Origin of the sequence: Streptomyces sp. NPDC050315 (genome assembly GCF_040655775.1) — a bacterium.
Taxonomy (GTDB): Bacteria; Actinomycetota; Actinomycetes; order Streptomycetales; family Streptomycetaceae; genus Streptomyces.
In genome coordinates, this window is record NZ_JBFAKN010000004.1 from 680,618 (window position 1) to 702,842 (window position 22,225).

General features: G+C 71.7%; 19 protein-coding genes. 13 read left to right on the top strand and 6 right to left on the bottom strand.

Annotation, left to right across the window (positions count from 1 at the left end; all coding sequences use genetic code 11):
* Positions 1 to 88: 88 nt before the first annotated feature.
* On the bottom strand, positions 89 to 841 hold the full coding sequence (locus tag AB0I82_RS18305; protein ID WP_363258258.1) for a GntR family transcriptional regulator: 753 nt from the start codon (positions 839 to 841) through the stop codon (positions 89 to 91).
* A 349-nt stretch (positions 842 to 1,190) separates the two neighbouring features.
* Between AB0I82_RS18305 and AB0I82_RS18310 the strand changes: the two genes are divergently transcribed.
* On the top strand, positions 1,191 to 1,958 hold the full coding sequence (locus AB0I82_RS18310) for a PIG-L deacetylase family protein (RefSeq protein WP_363258259.1): 768 nt from the start codon (positions 1,191 to 1,193) through the stop codon (positions 1,956 to 1,958).
* 17 nt (positions 1,959 to 1,975) lie between these two features.
* On the opposite strand, the gene AB0I82_RS18315 is transcribed toward AB0I82_RS18310, so the two are convergent.
* The 4 genes from AB0I82_RS18315 to AB0I82_RS18330 all read right to left on the bottom strand — a co-directional run bounded on the left by AB0I82_RS18315 (position 1,976) and on the right by AB0I82_RS18330 (position 6,862).
* Complete coding sequence (locus tag AB0I82_RS18315; protein ID WP_363258261.1) at positions 1,976 to 3,391, bottom strand: amidohydrolase family protein; 1,416 nt, start codon at positions 3,389 to 3,391, stop codon at positions 1,976 to 1,978.
* A gap of 101 nt (positions 3,392 to 3,492) precedes the next feature.
* On the bottom strand, positions 3,493 to 4,314 hold the full coding sequence (locus AB0I82_RS18320; RefSeq protein ID WP_363258263.1) for an alpha/beta hydrolase: 822 nt from the start codon (positions 4,312 to 4,314) through the stop codon (positions 3,493 to 3,495).
* 8 nt (positions 4,315 to 4,322) lie between these two features.
* On the bottom strand, positions 4,323 to 5,279 hold the full coding sequence (locus tag AB0I82_RS18325; RefSeq protein WP_363258265.1) for an alpha/beta fold hydrolase: 957 nt from the start codon (positions 5,277 to 5,279) through the stop codon (positions 4,323 to 4,325).
* On the bottom strand, positions 5,276 to 6,862 hold the full coding sequence (locus AB0I82_RS18330; protein ID WP_363258266.1) for an NAD(P)/FAD-dependent oxidoreductase: 1,587 nt from the start codon (positions 6,860 to 6,862) through the stop codon (positions 5,276 to 5,278). Before AB0I82_RS18330 ends, AB0I82_RS18325 begins: the two co-directional genes overlap by 4 nt.
* A gap of 106 nt (positions 6,863 to 6,968) precedes the next feature.
* On the opposite strand from AB0I82_RS18330, the gene AB0I82_RS18335 reads away from it, so the two are divergent.
* On the top strand, positions 6,969 to 8,039 hold the full coding sequence (locus tag AB0I82_RS18335; protein ID WP_363258267.1) for an AraC family transcriptional regulator ligand-binding domain-containing protein: 1,071 nt from the start codon (positions 6,969 to 6,971) through the stop codon (positions 8,037 to 8,039).
* A gap of 91 nt (positions 8,040 to 8,130) precedes the next feature.
* Positions 8,131 to 8,985, top strand: a complete 855-nt coding sequence (locus AB0I82_RS18340) for an SDR family oxidoreductase (protein WP_363258268.1) — start codon at positions 8,131 to 8,133, stop codon at positions 8,983 to 8,985.
* 62 nt (positions 8,986 to 9,047) lie between these two features.
* Here AB0I82_RS18340 and AB0I82_RS18345 read toward each other — a convergent pair whose 3' ends face one another.
* Positions 9,048 to 9,755, bottom strand: a complete 708-nt coding sequence (locus AB0I82_RS18345) for an MOSC domain-containing protein (protein WP_363258269.1) — start codon at positions 9,753 to 9,755, stop codon at positions 9,048 to 9,050.
* Positions 9,756 to 9,926: 171 nt separating this feature from the next.
* Between AB0I82_RS18345 and AB0I82_RS18350 the strand changes: the two genes are divergently transcribed.
* From AB0I82_RS18350 to eccCa, 10 genes are all read left to right on the top strand, one after another.
* A complete protein-coding gene (locus AB0I82_RS18350; RefSeq protein WP_363258270.1) occupies positions 9,927 to 10,259 on the top strand; it encodes a hypothetical protein in 333 nt (110 codons plus the stop codon).
* 31 nt (positions 10,260 to 10,290) lie between these two features.
* Positions 10,291 to 10,602, top strand: coding sequence for a pore-forming ESAT-6 family protein (locus AB0I82_RS18355; RefSeq protein WP_363258271.1), 312 nt, complete (start codon positions 10,291 to 10,293; stop codon positions 10,600 to 10,602).
* A 50-nt stretch (positions 10,603 to 10,652) separates the two neighbouring features.
* Positions 10,653 to 11,045, top strand: a complete 393-nt coding sequence (locus AB0I82_RS18360; RefSeq protein ID WP_363258272.1) for a DUF6507 family protein — start codon at positions 10,653 to 10,655, stop codon at positions 11,043 to 11,045.
* Positions 11,042 to 13,615: an ADP-ribosyltransferase gene (locus tag AB0I82_RS18365; protein ID WP_363258273.1), complete on the top strand. Its 2,574-nt coding sequence runs from the start codon at positions 11,042 to 11,044 to the stop codon at positions 13,613 to 13,615. The genes AB0I82_RS18360 and AB0I82_RS18365 overlap by 4 nt, the downstream gene beginning before the upstream one ends.
* A 15-nt stretch (positions 13,616 to 13,630) precedes the next feature.
* A complete protein-coding gene (locus tag AB0I82_RS18370; protein WP_363258274.1) occupies positions 13,631 to 14,032 on the top strand; it encodes a hypothetical protein in 402 nt (133 codons plus the stop codon).
* A 22-nt stretch (positions 14,033 to 14,054) separates the two neighbouring features.
* Positions 14,055 to 14,765: a DUF6508 domain-containing protein gene (locus AB0I82_RS18375; RefSeq protein WP_363258275.1), complete on the top strand. Its 711-nt coding sequence runs from the start codon at positions 14,055 to 14,057 to the stop codon at positions 14,763 to 14,765.
* Between the two features lie 199 nt (positions 14,766 to 14,964).
* Complete coding sequence (locus tag AB0I82_RS18380) at positions 14,965 to 15,237, top strand: hypothetical protein (RefSeq protein ID WP_363258276.1); 273 nt, start codon at positions 14,965 to 14,967, stop codon at positions 15,235 to 15,237.
* A gap of 191 nt (positions 15,238 to 15,428) precedes the next feature.
* A complete protein-coding gene (gene eccD, locus AB0I82_RS18385) occupies positions 15,429 to 16,784 on the top strand; it encodes a type VII secretion integral membrane protein EccD (RefSeq protein WP_363258277.1) in 1,356 nt (451 codons plus the stop codon).
* Positions 16,785 to 16,889: 105 nt separating this feature from the next.
* Entirely contained in the window at positions 16,890 to 18,197 is a 1,308-nt protein-coding gene (locus AB0I82_RS18390) for a MinD/ParA family protein (protein ID WP_363258278.1), read from the top strand.
* 48 nt (positions 18,198 to 18,245) lie between these two features.
* Positions 18,246 to 22,220, top strand: coding sequence for a type VII secretion protein EccCa (gene eccCa / locus AB0I82_RS18395; RefSeq protein ID WP_363258279.1), 3,975 nt, complete (start codon positions 18,246 to 18,248; stop codon positions 22,218 to 22,220).
* The last annotated feature ends 5 nt before the right edge of the window (positions 22,221 to 22,225 follow it).

Below are 22,225 nucleotides of genomic sequence, written 5' to 3' on the forward strand. Positions count from 1 at the left end.
CACCAGTACGGACGGTGGTGTGCCGGCGTCAGTACGCAGTCGACACAGGGCACTTCGCTACCGGGAACGGTCCCGGTTCACCGGGATGTCACTTCACCGGGAGGTGGTACGCGATCCGGTGCCGGTCGGCGAGCATGACCACATCGGCGGTCTCCACGGGGCGGCCGCCCGCGTAATACGTCCGCGAGATGACCAGTACGGCATGGCCGGGCACGCCGCCCAGCACCATCGCCTCCTCGGCCAACCCGGGCCGGGCCCCGACCTCCTCGACGACGTTGTCGACGATCACGTCGATGGCCGCCATCCGCTCGACCACGCCGCGCCCGGCCAGCGGCCCCTCCTCGGGCAGCATCACGGGCGTCCGGCCCGTCACCTCCAGCGGCTCCCAGGAGGTGGAGAGCATCACCGGCTCGCCCTCGGTGCGGAAGAGATAGCGCGTGCGCATGACCCGCTCGCCCGGCCTGATGCGCAGCCGGTCCGCGATCCCCTCGCTCGCCTCGTCCTGCTCGCTGCTGGACTCCCAGGTCCCCTTGACCTTCTCGTCCGACTGCTCCTGACGGAACGGCGTCGCGCCGGCGCCGGTACGGAATCCGGCGCGGGCGATGCGGCGCTGGGCGGGGCGCTCGCGGACATACGTCCCCGATCCCGAGCGGCCCTCCACCAGCCCTTCGGCCATCAGGACCTTGCGCGCCTCCAGCGCGACCGTGTCCGAAACGCCGTACTCCTCGCGGATGCGGGCTTGCGAAGGGAGGCGGGTGTGCGGCGGCAGCACGCCGTCGACGATCTTCTGACGCAGGTCACCGGCGACACGGAGGTACGCGGGCTGCTCACCGAAAGGCACATGCCCTCCCAAGGGCTTGACAGTCAGCAACAGCGTGGCAACCCACCGTTGTCACCCGCAAGCCTGGGCCACCTATTCACCCGAAGTGATGACATGCAGCTCAGCAGGCACAGCAACGGGCGCACTCGCGCGCCCGGCGCGTGCCGCGGCCGCGCGCCGGTGCCACCGAGGGGTCCCCGGAACCGCCCGCAGGCCCCCGCCACCGACAAGGACCAGCCGTTTCCGACGGTCCCGTTTCCGCCATCCCGGGCCACCGCACCGTGGCATGCTCGATGCAGGCGTACGCCGTCCACCGGCTACGCCGCGCTGGGACGCGCCCGCGTCGCGTCGCCCTGGGAAGGAGCCCCTTGTGCCCGCACCCGAGCCCACGACTCCCGGACCGGCCGGCCTCGCGCCGCTGCCCGACGACTGGCAGCGTGCCCTGGCGATCGTCGCCCACCCCGACGACCTCGAATACGGCGCCGCCGCCGCGATCGCCGAGTGGACCGACGCCGGCCGCGAGGTCACGTATCTCCTGGTCACCCACGGAGAGGCGGGCATCGACGGGCTCGGCCCCGAGGAGTGCGCGGTGGTCCGCGAGGCCGAGCAGCGGGCGAGCGCGGCGGCGGTCGGCGTGCAGAACGTGGAGTTCCTGAGCCATCCGGACGGCGTCATCGAGGCCGGCCTGCCGCTGCGCCGCGACCTCGCGGCCGCGGTCCGCCGCCACCGCCCCGAACTCCTGCTCACCCTCAACCACCACGACACCTGGGGCGGCGTGCACTGGAACACGCCCGACCACCGGGTGGTCGGGCGCGCCGTCCTGGACGCGGCGGGCGACGCGGGCAACCGCTGGATCTTCCCCGAGCTGTTCAAGGAGTACGGGCTCGCGCCCTGGGACGGCGTGCGCCGGGTGGCGGTCGCCGGCTCGCCGCACCCCACGCACGCCGTCGAGGTCGGCCCCGGCATCGAGCGCGCCATCGCCTCGCTCGCCGAACACCGCTCGTACATCGAGGGCCTGAACGGCGGCGCCCAGGACCCGGTGGCCTACGCCCGCGGCTTCATCGAGCAGATGCTCCAAATGGCAGGCGACCGCCACCGCGGCCTCCCGGCGGTCACCTTCGAGGTCTTCCCGCGCTGAACACAGCCCCGCCGCCGCTACGCCGCAGCCCGGACGTGCGCGGCCGCGCGTTCCGCCTCTCGTACGACCTGCTCCGTGTCGACACCGATCAGCTGCCCCTGGGCCTTGCGCTGCTGCCCGTCGACGAAGACGTACGAGACGTTCGGCGGCTGGCCGTTGAGGACGATCTGGCTGATCCAGTCGAAGCGGGGCGCGAAGTTGAGCGTGCCGGGGTCCAGGACGAGGACGTCGGCGCGCTTGCCGGGTGTCAGGGAGCCGATCCGGTCGGCCATCCCGATGCACTCGGCGCCGCCCAGCGTCGCCATCCGCAGCACGGCCGGGAGGGTGGGGTGGATCTCCGCGTCCTCGTGCAGCGCGCGCTGGAGCCCGACCGCGGCCTTCATGACGTTGAACATGTCCGAGGTGTCGTTAGTGCCGCCGTCGTGGCCTAGCCCGGCCTTGACGCCGCGCCGGTGCATGGCGGGCAGCGGCATGATCCCGGAGGCCAGCCGCATGTTGCTGAGCGGGCAGTGGGCGACGCGGACATCGTGGTCGGCGGTCAGCGCGATCTCGTCATCGGTGAGGTGGATCGCGTGGTTCATCAGCAGCCCGGGTCCGAAGGCACCGGCCTCGCGGAGCGAGCGGATCGGGTCGTCCGCGCGGTCGTCACGGTGCTCCAGTACGTGCGAGTTGAGCATGAGACCGAGGTCGTCCGCGACCTCGCGGAAGCGGCGCAGCTCCGGTACGGCCTTCATGCCCGCGTGCACGGAGACCTGCGCGGAGGCCAGCGGCAGCGGGTCCAGGAAGTCCTTCTTGACGCGCGGGATGAGGTCGATCGTGTCGGCGCTCTGCGTCATCGCGTACACGAAGCGCAGGCCCGTGTCGTCCAGCGCGCGGATGTACTGCTCGCTGGTGTCGTACGGGATGCCGTGCACCCAGTCGACGACGGTGGTGACGCCGGCCTGCAGGGCGTCCAGGGCGGCGAGGTGTACGAAGTGGTACATGTCGGCGGCGTCGATCTTGGGGAGGGTGGCGCGGTTGCAGGCGGCCAGCCAGCCGTTCAGGTCCTGGTCCGAGCAGCCGCCGCGAATGCTGGACTGCCACAGGTGGTTGTGCAGGTCGACGAAGCCGGGGAGGACGAGCTTGCCGCGCGCGTCGATCACGCGGGTGCCCGCCGGTGCCGTCAGCCCGCGGCCCACCGCGGCCAGCCGCCCGCCCCGCATCAGTACGTCCGCGTGCTCCAGGGTGCCCAGCTCGCCGTCGCCGACCTCGGGGTCCATGGTGAGGACGAGGTCGGCGCCGCGGAGGAGGGCGGAGCGGGGGTCGTCGTCGGGACCGGGTGGTGCCTTCGTCTGCGGGGCCGCGCCGGCGATCCCGGCGGCCAGCGGCACGCTGCCGATGCCGGCCAGAACCGTTCTGCGCGTCAGCTTCGGCGTCAGTTTCGGAAAAGTCATTTCGATGTTGTACCGCGGGTAACACTTGCCCCCGAGAGGCGACTTCCGGCCAACTGACACTCTGTCAATTAACCCGACCGAAGGCTCAACTCTTCGTAGGATCAGCCAACTTGCACGCTCAGCAGCCGGCGGACCCGGTCCAGGGACCTCCGGGCCTCAGGGGTCCACACCGCGCTCACGTATACGTGGCCCGCTTCCGGCTCGAACATGAAGCTGCCGCCGTTGCCGACCGCCGCCAGCCGGTCCGACAGCAGCCGCGCGTCGGCGGCCAAGAGGTCCCGGCCGCCCTGGAAGACGTGTACCGGCGGCAGCCCGGCCACGTCCGCGAAGCGCGGGCTGAGCAGCGGGTCGCGCGGATCGGCGCCGTGGGCCCACAGCCGCCCGGCCTCGATCAGCTCCTCGGTACGGAGCAGCGGATCGAGCGCTTCGAGGGCGGGCAGCGCGGGGTGCGACATCGTGAGGTCCAGCCACGGCGAGAAGAGCAGCACCTGGTGCGGTGGGGGCAGGCCCGCGTCCCGGTACGCGACGGCCTGGCCGAGCGCGAGCCCGCCACCTGCCGAGTCGCCGCCGAGCGTGATGTTCTCGGGCCCCGCCTCGGCGCACAGGGCGCCGTAGACCGTACGCAGCAGGGCGTACGCCGCGGGCGCGTCACCCTCGGGAGCGAGCCGGTAGAGCGGCACGGTGAGGGTGGTGCCGGTGCCCTTGATGGCGTGCTGGAGGAGCCACCAGTGGGGGGTCTGCAGCGGGAAGGCGTACGCGCCGCCGTGCGTGTAGAGCAGGTGGCGGCCGGTGGCGCCGCGGCGCGGGGCGAACCGCAGGACCGGGCGGCCGGCCACCGTCGAGCGCGTCACCTCGTAGCGGGCGCGGAGCGGGGCGGGGACCGGTGCGGCGGCCTGCGGGGCCGGCGCGCGCGTCTGCGCCATCGCTCACGTCACTCCTTCACGGTCCCCCTCGCCGCCGCCCTCCCGGCGCCGTCCCCCTTCGCGGGGTCCGGCTCATCCTTCGCGGAGCCCGCCACGCTGTCCAGGAACCCGTCCGCCAGCGCGGTGAATTCCGCCGCCCGCTCTATCTGGGGCAGGTGCCCGGTGGCGGGAAAAAGGTGGCTGCGGGCGTGCGGCAGCGCGGCAACCGCGGCGTGGAAGTGCGTGACCGGCAGTACCGAATCCGCGTCGCCCCAGACGACGAGCGTGGGCACGCGGGCCGCCGCGGTCCGCGCGAGGAGGGCGCGGCGCCAGCCGGGGTACGAGCCGAGGGCCGGGACGCCCAGGCGCAGCATCGTGGCCACGAAGGTGGCGCGGAAGTCGGGCTGCCGGCCGACGAGCCCGGCGTGCCGGATCAGCTCCTCCGTCGCGTGCCGCGGGTCGTGGAACAGGTCGCGGTTGACCTGGACACCGGCCTCCCGGGCGCGGCCCCGGAACCGCTTGCCGACACCGGGCAGCGCCGCCAGTACGGCGTAACCCATGGGGCGCAGCGAGAGGTTGGCCTCGCGGCCGAAGCCGGCGCTGTTGGCGAGGACGAGGGCGGCCACCCGGTCCGGGTACTCCGCGGCGACGGTCATGGCGACCGCGCCGCCGAGCGAGTTGCCCATGAGATGTACGGGCCGCCGCTCCCCGAGCGCGTCCAGTACGCCGATCACGGCGCGCGCGAAGGAGGCGAGTCCGGCGCGGCCCTTCATGCGGCGGGTCAGGCCGAAACCGGGCAGGTCGGTGCTGATGACCCGGTGGCCGCGCGCCGCGAGCAGGTCGTGGGTGAGCTGCCAGTCCTCCAGGCTGCGGGCGATGCCGTGCAGCAGCACGACCGTTGGGCCGTCACCGCTCGCGTCCCCGCTGACTCGTATGCGTATCGGGTGCCCGTCGACGTCCACGTACGTCGTGTCGGCGGCGGTCACTTGGCGGCCTCCGCGCGCGCGTGCGCCTGCTCCGGCGCGGGCCCGGGCGCGTGCTCCGGCTCGCGGCCCGGCACCCGCTGCCCGCCGCGCACCGCCGCGCGGGGCGTGGGCTTCAGCGTGCGCCGGAGGTTCGTGCGCATCGTCGTGGCGGCGTCCAGTACGTAGTTCTGCCGTACCTTCCACGGCCCGCGGTCGCCCTGCCGGGGGAACGCGTCGATGGAGCGCTTGACGTATCCGGCGGCAAGGTCGAGCAGCGGCCGCTCGGCGAGCGGGCGCCCGGGCTCCGGCACCACCGCCGCGTAATCGTTGCGGTCCATGAAGTTCAGCACCTTGCACACCAGCCGCGAGGTGAGGTCGGCGCGGAGCGTCCAGGAGGCGTTGGTGTAGCCGATGCAGACGGCGAAGTTCGGTACGCCGGTCATCATCGCGCCGCGCCACACGAACTGCCGCGACAGCTCGACCGGCCGCCCGTCGATCTCCGGAGTGATCCCCCCGAAGGCGAGCAGCTGCAGCCCGGTGGCGGTGACGACCACGTCCGCCTCCAGCACCTTCCCCGACTTCAGCCGGATGCCCTCGGGCACGAAGGTGTCGATGTGATCGGTGACGACCTCGGCCCGGCCCTGCTTCAGCGCCTTGAAGAGGTCGGCGTCCGGCACCGCGCACAGCCGCTGGTCCCAGGGGTTGTACGAAGGCGTGAAGTGCTCCCGCACCGCCTGTTCGTCCTTCAGCATGCGGGTGTTCAGGCTGGTGAGCAGCTTGCGCGCGGCCTGCGGGCGCCGCCTGCAGAACTGGTAGAAGCCGATACCGAAGAGGATGTTCTTCGTCCGCACGGCGCGGTGCGCCACGCCCGCGGGCAGCGCGCCGCGCACCTTGTCGGCAATCCTGTCGCGGCCCGGCACGGCGCTGATCCAGGTCGGCGTGCGCTGCAGCATGGTGACCCGCTCGGCCCGGCCGGCCATCGCCGGCACCAGCGTCACGGCAGTGGCCCCGCTGCCGATGACGACCACGCGCTTGCCCTCGTAGTCCAGGTCCTCGGGCCAGAACTGCGGGTGGACGACGGTCCCGGTGAAGGAGTCGAGGCCGGGGAAGTCGGGCGCGTGTCCCCGGTCGTAGTCGTAGTACCCGGCGCAGGAGTACAGGAAGTCGCAGGTCAGGGTGGAACGTACGGCCTCGCCCGTCGCCTCATCGGTACGTTCCAGGGTCAGCGTCCAGCGCGCCTCCCGCGTCGACCAGTCGGCGGAGAGCACCTTCGTGCGGTACCGGATGTGCCGGTCGATCCCGAATTCCGCCGCGGTCTCCTTGATGTACCGCAGGATCGACGGGCCGTCCGCGATCGACTTGGCGTCCCGCCACGGTTTGAAGGGATAGCCGAGCGTGAACATGTCGGAGTCCGAGCGGATGCCGGGGTAGCGGAAGAGATCCCAGGTGCCGCCCATGGACGCGCGGGCCTCCAGGATCGCGTACGAGCGTCCCGGGCACTCCGTCTGCAGCCGGTAGGCCGCGCCCACGCCGGACAGCCCGGCGCCGACGATCACGACATCGAGGTGCTCGGGGTCCGGCCCTTGGCCGGCGGTAGTCGTCATGGCCCCCAGTGTGCGCAACGGGGCCGGTGGGATTCTTGACTTCACGCGACACGTATTTGACGCTGAACGACATGTCGGTGACCGGATCAGGACACAGGCGCTCACCATGTCGGTGATCAGATCGGCGGGGCTGCGGGGCTTTCGCGCGACGGTCGCCGAGCTGGGCGGCGACGCCGAGGAGTACGCCGCGGCCGCCGGCCTGCCCGTCGCCGCGCTCGACACCGACGACCTCCTGGTCGACGACCAGGCCATGACGAAGGTGCTGGAGCTGGCCGCCGCCGGGCTGGACCGCCCCGACCTCGGCCTGCGCGTCGCGGCGCGCCAGGACTTCGGCATGCTCGGCGCGCTGGCCCTGGCCATCCAGCACTCCCCCACCGTCGCCGAAGCGCTCGAATGCACCTCGCGCTACCTCTTCGTACACGCCCAGGCCCTCAGCCTCACCCTCGAACCCGACCCGTACGACGCGCCGGGCATCGCCGCCCTTCGATACGGCCCGCACCCCGGCCTCCCCGCCCCCGTGCAGGGCACCGACCTGGGCCTCGGCTTCCTGCACCGCGCGATCCAGTTCCTCGTCGACGGCCCCTACGGGCTGCGCACTGTCGAGCTCCCGTACCGCCCCGCCGCTCCGCTCTCCACGTACGAGGAGTTCTTCGGCGCCCCGGTACGCGTCGCCGGCCCCGCCGCCCTGCTCCGCGTACCGAAGAGCCTCGGAGACCGGCCGCTCGCGGGCGGCGACGAACACCTCCGCCGGCTCGCCCTGGCGTTCCTCGCCGAACAGGCGCCGGACGAACGGGCAGATATCGCCCTCCGGGTACGCGGCGCGGTGCAGCAGTCCCTGGGCACCACCCCGCCCGACATCGGTGCCGTCGCCCGGCTGCTCAGCGTCCACCCGCGCACCCTGCAGCGGCGGCTACGCGACGAAGGCACGACGTACGCCGCGATCCTCGATGACGTGCGCCGCCAGGCAGCGCGCCACTACCTCACGGGCACCGCCATCCCGATGACCCAGATCGCCGCCCTCCTCGGCCTCTCCGAACAGTCGGCCCTGACGCGCTGCTGCCGGCGGTGGTGGGGGCTGTCGCCTACGGAGGTACGGCGCGGGGAACGGCTTCCGGAGCTTCCGGAGCTCCCGGAGGTACGGCGCGAGCCGACCTCGGCGGATGTCGTGCAGAGGTAACCCTCTGTCGCGCAAGGTCAAGCCGGGGACAGTGCTTCAGGGGCAGACTGGTGCGGCCGGAGATCGCCGAAGCCCCGCCTGGAGGAGCCCCATGCCTGCCGCCGCCCTCTCCCCGTACCGTTTCGCCGGCGGTACCACGGTCCTGACCGGCGCGGCCGGCGGCATGGGCGAGCAGCTGGCCTACGGACTCGCGGCGCGCGGCAGCGGCCTCGTCCTCATCGACCGGGACGCCGACCGGCTGGCCGCGGTCGCCGACAAGGTACGCGCGGGCCACCCCCACCTGACCGTCGACACCCACGTGGCCGACCTCTCCGAGACCGACGGCCTGGACGCCCTCGTCGCGCGGATCACCGAGGCCCACCCCCGCATCACCCTCCTGATCAACAATGCCGGGGTGGCGCTCAGCGGCCGCTTCGAGCAGCTGACGGCCGAGGAGTTCGACTGGGTGCAGGCCATCAACTTCCGCGCCCCCGTGGCCCTCACCCGGCTCTTCCTGCCGCACCTCCTGCGCTCCCCCGGCAGCCACATCGTCAACATCTCCAGCCTCTTCGGGCTGATCGCGCCGCCCGGCCAGTCGGCGTACGCCGCCAGCAAGTTCGCGCTGCGCGGCTTCAGCGAGTCGCTCCGCCACGAGCTCGCCGACCGCGCCACCGGGGTCACCACCGTTCACCCCGGCGGCATCCGCACCCGTATCGCCGAGAACGCGCGGGTGGCCGCCGCGGCCGACGCGGCCGAGTCCCGCGCGGGCAAGGAGAGCTTCGCCAAGCTGCTGACCTACCCGGCCGACAAGGCCGCCGAGCAGATCCTGGCGGGCATCCGCACGCGCAGGCCCCGGGTCCTGATCGCCGCCTCCGCCGTCGTCCCCGACCTGCTGGCGCGCCTCTTCCCCGCGTCGTACATGAGCGTGCTGAACCGCCTGCGCCCGTCGGCCGCGACCCGCCGGTAAGTACCGGTACCGCGAACTGTCTCAGCGGCTCCCGTGACTGCCGTACTGGTACCGGTACTCGCTCAGCGGCCCCCGTGGCTCCCGTGACTCCCATGACCGCCGTGACTGCCGTACTTGGCGGCGTACTTGCGGGCGATCTCCAGCTGCTCGCGTTCCATCCACTCGGCGGCGACGAGCATGTCCGGCAGCGACTTGCGCTCGGTGGTCACGGCGCGGAACAGCCGTCCGACCGTCACGTCGTGATCCGGGCGCTCCACCACCTCGACCGGGTCGCCGGCGCTGAACTCCCCGGGCCGGATGACGCGCAGCATCGCCCCCGAGGACCCCGCGCGCGTGAACCGCCGCAGCCAGCCCTTCTCGGCGAGCCGGCCGGCGAAGGTACGGCACGGGATGCGGCCCCCCGTCACCTCCAGCACGACCTCGTCCCCGACCCGCCACCGCTCGCCGACCAGCGCCTCTCGCAGGTCCATCGCCACGGTGGTGAGGTTCTCCCCGAACGCGCCGTTGGCCAGCGGCCGCCCCAGCTCCTCTTCCCACGAGTCCAGGTCCTCGCGGGCGAAGGCGTAGACGGCCCGGTCGTCACCCCCGTGGTACCGCAGGTCGCAGACCGTGTCCCCGGCCACCCCGCTTGCCCCGACCCCGGCAGGGCCGGGGGCCGTCACCCGCACCGGCCCGGCCACCGGCTGCTTGTCGATACCGGTCGTTCCGGACGGCGCACCGGTGTACTCGACCGCCTTCGCCGCCCCGACGTTCACACTGAGGATCTTCATAACCAGAATCTAGGCTCTAACGGGACCATTGGGTCGTAGTCGGGCGGCCCGCTGGTGGGTCGCCGCAGAGTTATCCACAGGCTCCGTACCCTCGATTGCAGCGCTCATCCCGACTTGATACATATGACTCCACTTAAGACGACAGTCGTCCAGCCCGGCAGGGGGAGCCTGATGAAGTTCGACATGGGAGCGCAGACGCTGTCGACGCTGCAGTCGAAGTCGCGTGGGTCGAGTGAGGATCTGGGGACGCTGATCCGGCAGCTGGTGGACGCCGCGGCGCCGTTGGAGGGCAAGTTCAACGGTTCGGGCAAGGCCGCCTTCGACCAGTTCAAGGCGCGCTCGGACGAGATCGCGTCTGCGCTGCAGAGTTCTCTGTCGGGGATTCTGGGGGGTCAGGCGGGGATGGATTCGGCGTTCAGCTCCGGTGATCAGGAGCACGGGGACAATGCGCGGCAGCAGATGTCGGCGGCGAATTTCGATGCGGCGCGTTTCGGCGCGCGCTGAACTTTCTGTGTGACGTGACGGGGAGTGTGTGATGGCTGGTGGGCAGGATCGTCGTTCGTATGACACGGCGGCGTCGGGTGATGCGCAGGGCAATATCCAGACGGTGATCGCGCGGCTGGAGCAGGTGATCACGGCGCGCGATGGTCAGGTGAAGGCGGCGATGGCGGATTTCACCGCCGATGGCGTGGCGGATGAGTACCACGGCAAGGAGCTGCGCTGGAACCGTGCCTCGCAGGAGGTCAAGAACATCATCCAGCTGCTGAAGACGACGCTGGAGAAGAACGACGGCACGGCGCAGCACACGCTGTCCCGGGCCAAGGCTGCGGTCGACAACATCGGCTGACCTGCCCGGACAGGGTCCGGTGCGGGCAGTAACGGGGAGCGTGGGTAGGCATGGCGGGCTGGGACCTGCAGCCGCAGGGCATTTCGGGCGTGCTGAAGACGACCGGTGAATTCGCCGGAAAGATCGAGGGACACGCCAAGGCGTACGGCGATCATCTGCAGTCCGCCGCGAGCAGCGCGGGCACGATCACCGCCGAGGGCGGCGGCCAGGGCGGGGAAAAGGCCGCCGGCGGCCTGGTGGCCCTGGCGCTTTCGCAATTTGCCGAGCACACCACCAGCGACCTGAAATTCATCGCCGCCCGGGCCGGAAAGTCCCTCACGGGCGCGGTGGAGGCCACCACCGCTTACCTCAACGGCGACCTGGACATGGCAGCCGAAGCCCAGCGCAAGGCCCTCGGCGTACCGGACCTGGACCCGAAGAAGCCAGGGGTGCAGTCCGCATGAAGATCGAGCTGAAGCCCGACCAGATCCCGCAGTACACCGGTGACCTGGCGCAGCTGGAGAAGGACCATGCCGCGCTGAAGACGGATGCCGGGCACATCCGTACCACCGGCTCGGACGTCCACTCCCACTTCCAGGGCCTGTCCGCGTACTACAAGGCCCCCGAGGCCGAGCAGCTGTTCGCCACCACCAAGCCGGTGCAGGACCGCGCGGACGGCTTCGCCGACGGCCTGGAGACGGTCGCCTCGGCCCTGTCCTCCTACGCCGACGAAATCCGCCCCCTCGTCCCCAAACTGGCGGAGCTGAAGACCAAGGCGCAGAACTTCATCCGCGACCACAAGGACGACGAGGACGGCGACTACGACGAGGACCTGATCGCCGAGCACAACCAGATCCGCGACGACATCACCGCCACCGTCGCCGCCTTCTGGGCGGCGGAACGCACCTGCCACAACAAGATCACCGCCCTGTGGGGCGGCACCCAGATGGTGGCCGGGGACGGCTCGGACAAGAAGAACCAGTACGGCTTCTCGGCCGAGGACATGAAGAACGCCAAGCTCCCCTGGGGCGACCCGGTGGAGGAGCAGCACCACTGGTACGAGGTCGGCCACTGGGTGAAGTCCTTCGTCTGGGACGGCCTGATCGTCGACGGCATCTGGGGCACCATCAAGGGCCTGGGCACCCTGGTGGGCTTCGGCGGCTGGGACGCGATGGGCCAGGCCTGGAAGGGCCTGGCGCAGCTGGCCACCGGCCTGGCCATCTCCTCCATCCCCGGGGTGGGCGCGGCCTTCTGGGCCCTGCCCGACGACAAGCTGCCGTCCTGGCTGCGGGATTCGCGTACCGCGATGAAGGAGACCGGCAAGGCGCTGGTGGCCTGGGACCAGTGGGGCAAGAACCCCGCCCGGGCGGCCGGCGCGGTGACCTTCAACGTCGTCACCACCGTCTTCACCGGCGGCGCGGGCGGCGCGGCGGCCGGCGCGGGCAAGGCCGGAGCCGTCGCCAAGGCGCTGTCGGTGGCCGGCAAGGCGGGCAAGGTCATCGACCCGATGACCTACATCACCAAGGGCGCGGGCGCCGGCCTCTCCAAGATCGGCGACATCACAAAGAGCCTGAAGGGGATCGGCAATGTCGACATCCCCAAGCTCCCCGACGGCTCGGTACAACTCCCCGACGGCCGCCTCCTGGAGCCCAACGGCAACCTGGTAGGCACGAACGGCGTCGTCGAAACAACCCCCATCCCCCACGAAACAATCCCCGGCACCTCCGGCCTCCCGAAGTCCTGGACAATCGACCAACCGGCAATGTCGGGCGCCCACGCCGAGACCGGTTTCCCGGGCCCGGCCCACGCGACCGACCCGGCGCCGATGGGCGGCCACAGCGACACCCCGGTCAACCCCGGCGGCCCAGCGAGCCACGCCCCCAGTACCCCGGCGGGGCACACCCCCGGCACCCCGGCAGGCCACTTCCCGGGCGGCCCGACGAACCACTTCCCGGGTGCCCCGGCAGGTCACGTGCCGGGCGAGGTAGGCACCCACGTCCCGGGCCAGGCAGGCCCACACCTCCCCGAGGGCCCACACACCCCCGGCCACGACCTCCCGCCGACCAGCCACCCGCACACCCCGGATGCTCCGCACGGCCCGAGCCACGACGGCCCCGGCACGCACGGGCACGACGGCGGACACGGCGGCACGCACGGGCACGACGGCACGCACGGCGGCGGACACGGTGACGACGCGGCGGGCCACGGTGACGACGCGACGGGCCACGGCGATGACGCGGCGCACGCCGGTGACCACGGCGGGCACGTGGACCCGCACGGCCTGGGCGACGATGCTCTGCGCGGCGCGGATGACGCGACGGCGGTCGGCCACCACGGCACGGACGCGCCGGGCGCGGGCGGCGCGGCGGACGAGTTCACGTACGAGCCGCACATCTCCGCGGACGACTTCGACGACCTCCCGACGGCCGAGAAGCACAAGGTCGCCGCGGCCGAGCTGTCCGAGGGAACGCTGCCCTTCGCCGACGACGGTGCGGCGAAGACGTACGGCAAGCAGTACTGGAACGACTACGTCGACAATCTGGATCCCGACGCGAAGCGGTCGCTCTGGAACTACAGCGGCGAGTCGTTCCCGTCGTACCACGACATGAACGGCTACCTGCGCGGCATCGACGGCTACGGCCCCGCACCGGAGGTGCTGCGCGACATCGACGGAGTGGACCGCGTCCTGGGGTCCCGGCCGGTGCCTGACAACGTCATGGTCGTACGCGGAACCGGCCTGGGCCATCTCAATCTGCGTTCCCCGCTCGACATGCTCGGCAAGACGTACCCGGACAAGGGGTACTTCTCGACCTCGCTCGGCAATCACCCCGTGCCCAGCTTCGCCGGGAAAGAGGCGATCCTGCATCTCCGAGTACCGAAGGGGACGCCGGCCCTCTGGCTGGAGAAGGTCAGCCAGTTCGGTGACTCGGAGCGGGAGCTGCTTCTCGCCCGGGGTTCGGAATTCAAGGTGACGCGTGTCTTCATGGACAATGGCCAGGCCCACGTCTACGGCGAAGTCCTGCCTGCGAAGTAAGGGAGCAACACACGTATGAGCAGGGAACAGCGGCCCAACCCGCGGCTGAACGAGGACCTGTTGTTCAACGAGGCGCCGGGCGGACCGCCGCGGTACAACCCGCAGACCGACAAGCCCGTCCAGTACCTCACTGTCGCCGACAAGAGCGGCGCGGTGATCGGCTATGTCTGGGCAAATGACGACGATGACGCCGCCGGATGGGAAGTACGCAAGGCCGGCGGCGACGAGGCGTTCAACAAGGGCGGCAGGTGGGCCAGGAAGCTGCACGACGCCAAGGCAAGGGGCATCTCGCCGACCGCGGCCCTCGCGGAAATGATCCAGGAATCGGACCCCAGCAAGAGCAGCCACGTCGTCCCCGGATCGCTGACGGAAGCGCCGAGCCTCACCCATATCGAAGAGCTGGCGGACCGGGATTGAACGGCTCCAGGCCTTGAGCAACATGTCCGACCCCGTGCACTACGTCAGCGTCGCCGCCCCCGATGGGCAGGTGATGGGGTACGCCTGGGGTGGCTCCGGTGAGGTCGGGTGGGTGGATCGTAAGGCGAGCAGTATTGACGCCTACAGGGCGGGGCTGGAGTGGTACGACGCCAAGGTGCGGGACGCGCGTGAACGCGGCGTCGCGCCCCTGGACGTCCTCGGCCGCCTCAGCCGGGAGCCCGGTGTCGGACCCGTCACCGCCGCCCCCGATGTGGCCGCGATCGAGGAGCTCGCCCGTGCCGTCACCCCCGCCGATGACCAGCGTCTGATCGCCGCGCTCGACCGGGGCAACGCGGCGGCCTGGCGCGAGCTCGCCGATGCCTTCGACGCGCTGACGGAGGAGGACCGGAACGTCGCGTGGGGAGGCGGGCAGGAGGACGCCCGCGGCGTGATCCAGTGGCCGTATCCCCGCTACAGCAAGGCGCTGCTGCACGCCGTCAACGCGCTGCGGGGCGTCGCCCTCACGACCGAGTACCGGTGGTCGGCCAACCCCCTTCCCCAGCTGTCGCCGGACGGACGGCTGTCGCCGGCCGATGCCGTCCGCGCGGCCATGGCGCTGGTGCTCGGGGAGCGGATCAGTGAAGGAATGATCGACGAGGCACTGCGGAGCGGCCTCCTGGACGCCGCCGTCGAATCGCTCCGCACCTGGTACGAGGCCGAGGGCGCCCCATAAATGACCGCGGTGTGTCAGCGGTCGGTCGTCCATATCGCGCTGATTCCCGTGGCGGGGATCAGTTTCATGATCTTCCGGGGAGTCGCTCAGTTCCTGATCTCCTGGCCCTCTGCCCCTGGGTGTACTGCTTAGTCGCCGATGCCATATGTTCCAGGGATCAGCACGACCAACAGGACCGACACTACGGACGACGAGACGTATGGCACGGGATTACGACAGCCAGCTTCTGGAGTCGGTGGCGGTGCGCCGGCGGAGGATGCGGGACGCGCTGCTGTTCGGCGCGCAGCGGGCGCGGCGGACGGCGGATGAGCGGATCGGGAAGATGTTCGCCGGTATCGCCATCGCCGCCGTGCTGTGCGCGGGCTGCGTCGGGTGGTCCTTCCTCCAGCACACACTGGCGCAGCAGAAGGCCGAAGAGCAGAAACAGCAGCAGCGGCAGGAACAGCAGTACGAGCAGTCGGTGAAACAGTAGAAATGGTGGGGGATTGTCGGTGTTGGCGACAGTTTGCCGACAACACCGATATCCGTAACTCGGGTGGGTAAAGCGGGAATTCGGCGCATGGGCGGTGGAATTCCCCGCATAAGGGAATGGGCGGGGCACCAGTAACATGGGAACGCCGTACTGGCCCGAGTCCTCAACGTCGCGACGATAGGTTCCCGTAAGTGGTGAGCACAGCAACGACATCCCGGGCGCAACTCAGCCGGGTGACCTTGGTCGGCGAGCGACGCCGGGCCGACATCGTCCTGCCCTCCGACACCCCGATAGGGCAGCTGCTGCCGGACATCCTGCAGCTGCTGGACGACCGGGCCGCGTCCCGGCCGATGACCCGGCAGCTGATCACGTCGGACGGGTCCGCGCTGCCGCACGACAGCACGCTGTCGTCGGCGGAGGTCGCGGACGGCGCCGTGCTCCGGCTCGTCCGGGCCCACTCCGCGCCGCCGGCCCCCGTCGTGCACGACGTGACCGACCTGGTCGCCGACGACCTGGACCTGCAGGCCTGGCGCTGGCGGCCCGCCGCGCGCCGGGTCAGCGCGGGCGTGGCGACGGTCGCCTTCGCGCTGGTCGCCGCGCTGCTCGCGCGCCGCGAATTCGCGCTCGACGCGCTCGTGGGCGTACTCGTCGCGGTCACGCTGCTGCTCCTCGCGGCCGGCGCGCTCGTCGCGAAGATCGGGCAGGGCAACCGCGGGCTCGCCACGGCGCTGCTGCTCGCCTCCGGCGGCCTCGGCGTCCTCACCGCCTGGACCGCCGCCGACGCCTACGACTGGTCGGGGACCACGCGGCTGGCCGCCGTCGGCGGCGCGCTCGTCGTGACGCTGGCGCTCCTCGGGTACTTCTCGCCGCTCGGCCGCGGCGGACTCATCGGCGCCGGGGCCACCGCCGGGATCGCCGTGGTGTGGGAGGCGGTCGCCGCGCTCCAGGACGACCCGGTGCGGCTCGGCGCCGTGATGGCCGTCTGCTCCGTGATCCTGCTCGGCCTGCTGCCGCGGCTCGCGCTGATGGCCTCCGGGCTCACCGCGCTCGACGACCGCCGCTCCGGCGGCACGTCCGTCAGCCGCCACCAGGTGGGCAACGCGCTCGCGGCCACCCACCGCGGCCTCGCCCTCGCGACGATCGTCACCGCGGCCTCCGCGACGGCCGGCGGCTGGCTCCTCACCACGGCCGCGACGCCGACCGTGTGGACCGTGACGCTGCCCGCGCTCGTGGCCCTCGTACTGCTCTCCAGGGCGCGCGCCTTTCCGCTGGTGGCCGAGGTCGTGGCGCTGTTCGCCGCGGCGGCGGTCCTCGTCGTACGGCTGGTCGTGGTGTGGCTGGACCACGCCGGGAGCGCCGGGCCGTTCGTCGTACTGTGCGCGGCCGCGGTGCTGCCGCTGCTCGTTCTGGCGGTGCAGCCGCCCGAGCATGTGCAGGTCCGGCTGCGGCGCGTGGCCGACCTGGTCGAATCCATCGGCGTGATCGGGCTGTTCCCGCTCGCGGTCGGGGCGTTCGGCGTGTACGGACAGCTGCTCAACAAGTTCTGATGCTCAACAGGTCAACACGTGCTGATGCTCAACAGCGTCAACACGTTCTGAGTTCGACGCGCAGGCGCTCCGGGCGGGGCAGCAGGGCGGAAAAGAAGGGCTGACATGCCGAACGGAGACAACTGGCAGGGCGATGTGCTGCGTGACCTGCGGGGCGCAGCCGCGCCGCAGCAGGGCGCGGCACAGCCGACCACGCCGCAGCCGAGCACGCCACAGCCGGGTACGCAGACGCCCGCCGCTGAGCAGCAGGGCACCCCGGGGCACGCCACGCCCCAGCAGAACCCCGCACCCCAACAGAACCCCGCGCCCCAACAGCAGCCCGGCCACCCGGCCGCGCCACTCCCGCCACAGCAGCAGTACCCGCAGCAGGCACCGCACTACGAGCAGCAGCAGCCGCCCCAGTACCAGCAGCAGATGCCCGAGTACCAGCAGCAGGCACCCGCCCAGCCCGGATACGCGCAGGCCGCCTACGCCCCGGCCCGTCCCCACCGCACCCCCGACTCCCGCCCCGTAGTGGACCAGGGCCTCGCCCGGACCGGGCGCAAGCCGCGGCACGGTGAGTCGTTCGCCGCCCGCGCCGCGCGCAATCTGCGGCGTACCGTCTCCTCCTCCGCCGCCCGCGAGGTCGCCGAGACCACCGCCACCGCCGAGGTGCTCCAGCAGCCCGTGACCACCGGCCGGCAGATCGCCGTGACCTCCATCCGGGGCGGCTCCGGCAAGTCGACCGTTGCCGCGCTGCTCGGCACGACGTACGCGCACTACCGGCAGGACCCGGTCCTCTTCGTCGAGGCCGATCCGTCGCTCGGTTCGCTGCCGCTGCGGCTCGGCGCCGAGACGCTGCGCTGGACCACCGGCGATCTCGCGGGCATCGTCGAGCCGCAGATGTCGCTGCTGGACGTCACCGGGTATCTCGTCCAGCTGCCCAACAACGCCTGGCTGCTGCCCGGCAGCCAGGGGCAGATCGGCGCGATGCTGCCGCTCAAGGCGTACGAGCGGGTGATGGTCTCGTTGCGCCGGTACTTCGGCGTGACGGTGGTGGACTGCGAGACGCTGCCCGCCGAGGTCGCCCGGGTCGCGCTCTCCGCCGCCCAGGCGCGCGTGCTGACCGCGCCCGCCACGCTGGAGGGCATCACCAGTACGCATTCGGTACTGCAGTGGATGCAGGGGTTGCCGCCGCACGTGATCGCGGGCACGGTCGTCGTACTCACCGAGCTCGTGCCGCACGGCGGTCTCGATCTCGACGAGGCGGTCAAGCAGCTGACGTCCACCGGGGCGAGCGTGCAGGTCCTGCCGTACGACCGGCATCTGGCGGCCGGCGGTGCGATCCGTACCGAACTCCTCGCGCACTCCACCAGGGAAGCCGCCACCCGCATCGCCGCGGACGCGTTCCGGCTCTCCCAGCAGCGCCACTGATCCCCCGCCCATGCCGATGCCGAGCCCGACCGTGAGTGACGGACGCCGATGAGTACCCGACTGATCCACCGCCCGGCCAGGACCGCACGGCCCCAGGCCGCACCCGAGGCACGCGTCATCGAGGCCCCGCCCAACCTCCCCGAGGGCAAGTCGGGCAATGTCGCGATGTCGCTGCTGCCCGTCGCGGGCGTCCTGTCGTCCGTCGTGATGATGACGGTCGTCCGCAACAGCCAGTTCGCCGGGCTCGGCGCGATCATCGTCGTCGTCACCCTCATCGGCACCCTCGGCCTCGCCTTCTCGCAGCGCGGCAAGGCCCAGCGCACCCGCCGCACCCAGCGCGAGGCGTACCTCGCCTACCTGGAGGACCTGCGCGAGGAGCTGTCCCGCGAGGAGCGCGAGCGGCGCGCGCAGGCCGACGTGCTGAACCCGCCGCCGGACGCGCTGTACGACATCGTGCGCGACCCGGCCCGGCTGTGGGAGCGCCGCCGGCTGGACGGGGACTTCCTGCGGGTGCGCGTCGGCACGGGCGAGATGCCGGTCCGCGATCTGACGGTCGCTCAGCAGGGCTCGTCCGTCCTCACCCCGCCCGACCGCTTCATGCTCAACGAGGCGTCGGCGCTGATGGACCGCTTCCGCACCGGCACCGAACTTCCGCTCACCGTCCCGCTCGACCGGGTCGGCAACATCAGCGTCGTCGGCCCGCGCGAGGACTGCCTGCGCGTCGCCCGCGCGCTGCTCGTACAGACCGCGGCCACCCACGCGCCCGACGACGTGGCGATGGCGCTGGCCGTACCGGGCGACCGGCTCCCCGAGTGGGAGTGGGCCAAGTGGATGCCGCACCTGCTCGACACCGAGCAGTTCGACGGCCCGGTCGCGGCCCGCCGGATCGCCCCCTCCGCGCCCCAACTCGCCCGGCAGATCGGCCCCGAGCTGCGCCGCCGCGCCTCGTACGCGGCCGAGGTGCGCCGCGGCCTGTCCAACAGGGACGCGCTGGCCATGAATTCACGGCTGATCGTCGTGTCCGACGGGCACGGCGAGGACGCCGTGGACCTGCCGCGCCCGGACGACGCGGTCGGCCTGCGCGACATGGGCGTCACCGTGCTGCACCTGCTGGAGCAGCGGGTACAGGAGCCGGGGCAGGTCAGCGCGCGGATCACGGTGAACGGCGACCAGGTGGTCATCGAGGATCTGCGCGAGCCGGAGCCGATCAGCGCGCACGGCACGGTGGACGAGGTCAGCGTCCCGTTCGCCGAGGGCCTGGCGCGGATGCTCGCGCCGCTGCGGCTGTCCGCCGAGTCGCTGGTGGACGCCCCGCTGTCCGGGCCCGTCGACTTCGCCGAACTGCTCGGCATAGACGACGTGGCGCGGCTGGACCTGTCGCGGCTGTGGGCGCCGCGCGGCGAGCGTGCCTTCCTGCGCGTGCCGATCGGCATCAGCGACTCCCGCGAGCCGGTGCTGCTGGACCTCAAGGAGTCCTCCGAGCTGGGCATGGGCCCGCACGGCCTGTGCGTCGGCGCGACCGGTTCCGGCAAGTCGGAGCTGCTGCGTACGCTCGTACTGGCGCTGGTCGCCACCCACCCGCCGGAGGATCTGGCGCTGGTCCTGGTCGACTACAAGGGCGGTGCGACCTTCGCGCCGTTCGCGGACCTGCCGCATGTCGCCGGTGTCATCACCAACCTGGAGAACCAGGCGGGCCTGGTCGAGCGAGTGCACGCCTCGCTCGCCGGTGAGGTCAAGCGCCGCCAGCAGGTACTGAAGGACGCGGGCAACGTCGCCGACATCGGTGACTACGCCACGCTGCGCGCCGAGAAGCGCCCCGACCTGGAGCCGCTGCCGCACCTCTTCGTCGTCATCGACGAGTTCGGCGAACTCCTCACCGCCAAGCCGGACTTCATCGACCTGTTCCTGTCCATCGGCCGCATCGGCCGCTCCATCGGCGTGCACCTGCTGCTCTCCAGCCAGCGCATCGAGGGCGGCAAGCTCAAGGGCCTGGACACCTACCTCTCGTACCGGCTCGGCCTGCGCACCTTCTCCGCGGATGAGTCCCGTACGGTCCTGGACACCACGGACGCCTTCCACCTCCCGCCACTGCCCGGCTTCGGCTACCTCAAGGTCGACACCAGCCACTACGAGCGCTTCAAGGCGAGCTACGTCTCCGGCGCTTACCGCGGCCCCGTGCAGCGCCACGAGGAGGAGGACACCGGCCCGCTGGCCCTGGAGTACGCGGCGTACAACACTCTCGCCGAGCCGGACGCCTCCGCCGAGCAGCAGCCGCAGATGCGCCGCCGCGAGACCGGCCCGACCGAGATGGGCGTCATGGTCGGCCAGCTGGAGGGCGCCGCCGACCCGGTACGCCGCATCTGGCTGCCGCCGCTGCCCGCCGCCATCGCCCTGGACAAGGCGGCCGGTCCGGTGGAGGTCGGCGCGCGCGGCATGCAGCTCGCGGCCCGCCGCGGCCCGCTGCAGATCCCGCTCGGCCTCCTCGACGACCCCACCAAACAGTGGCAGGGCCAGTACGTCCTGGACCTCACGGTCGCGGGCGGTCACGCCGCGATCATCGGCGGCCCCGCCTCCGGCAAGACCACCCTGCTGCGCACCCTCGCGCTCTCGGTCGCGCTGACCCACACCCCCCAGGAAGTCGGCCTCTACGGCCTGGACCTGGTGGGCGGCGGCCTCCAGGCGCTGTCCGGCCTGCCGCACGTGGGCGGCGTCGCGGGCCGCGCCGACCGCGAACGCGCGGGCCGCACGGTCGAAGAAGTACGCAACATGCTGGCCCTGCGCGAAGAGCTCTTCCGACAGCACGGCATCGACTCCGTCGACCAGCTCCGCGTGCTGCACGCCGCGGGCCGCCTCCCGCAGCTCGCCTCCGCCGAGATCGTCCTCGTCATCGACGGCTTCGGCGCGTTGCGCGACGACTTCGAGGAGCTGGACGAGGCCGTCGTCGACATCCTCAAGCGGGGCAGCGGTTACGGCATCCACGTCGTCGCGGGCATGACCCGCTGGAACGACGTCCGCATCGCCACCCAGTCGCACTTCGGCACCCGCGTCGAGCTGCGGCTCAACGACCCCAGCGAGTCCAGCATCGACCGCAAGCTCGCCGAGACCCTCTCCCCCGACGAGCCCGGTCGCGTCCTGACCGACGGCAAGCTCTTCGCGCAGATCGCGCTGCCGCGCACGGACGGGCTGGCCGACACCTCGGAGCTGGGCGCGGTCCTGGAGCGTACGACGCGTACGGTCCGCGCCACGTGGAGCGGCGAAGTGGCCCAGCCGGTACGGGTCCTGCCGCGCGTCCTGGAGCCGCAGCTGCTTCCGAGCCCGGCCGCCGAGCCCCACCGCGTCCCGATCGGCCTGGACCAGACGGCCCTGGCCCCCGTCCTCCTCGACCTCTTCGAGCACGACCAGCACCTGCTGATCCTGGGCGACAGCGAGTGCGGCAAGACCAACCTCCTCAAGACCGTCTCCCAGGGCCTCATCGAGCGCTACGGCGAGGACGACCTGGTCTTCGCGGTCATGGACCCGCGGCGCGGGCTGCGCGGTGCGATCCCCGAGGAGTTCCGCGGCGGCTACGCGTACAACCCCAAGATGTGCGCGGGCCTCGCCCACGGCGTCGCCGGGCAGCTGGAGAAGCGGCTGCCGGGGGACGGTACGGACGTGGCGGACCTGGAGCCGGGCAGCTGGGGCGGCGGCCCGCGGATCGTCGTCCTCATCGACGACTACGACGTCCTCACGACGGCCGGGCAGTCCCCCCTCGAACCCTTCCTCCCCTACATCCCCTCCGCGGCCGACATCGGACTCCACTTCGTCCTGACGCGCCGCGTCGCGGGCGCCTCGCGCGGCATGTACGAGCCGCTGCTGCTGAGCCTGCGCGAGTCGGGCGCCTCGGCGCTCCTGATGTCGGGCGACCGCAGCGAGGGCCAGCTGTTCCCCGGTACGTACGCCTCGCTGCAGCCGCCGGGACGTGGCGTCTTCATGCAGCGGGGACGGCCCAACCGGCTGATCCAGACGGTGTACACGGAGGGCTGACCGAC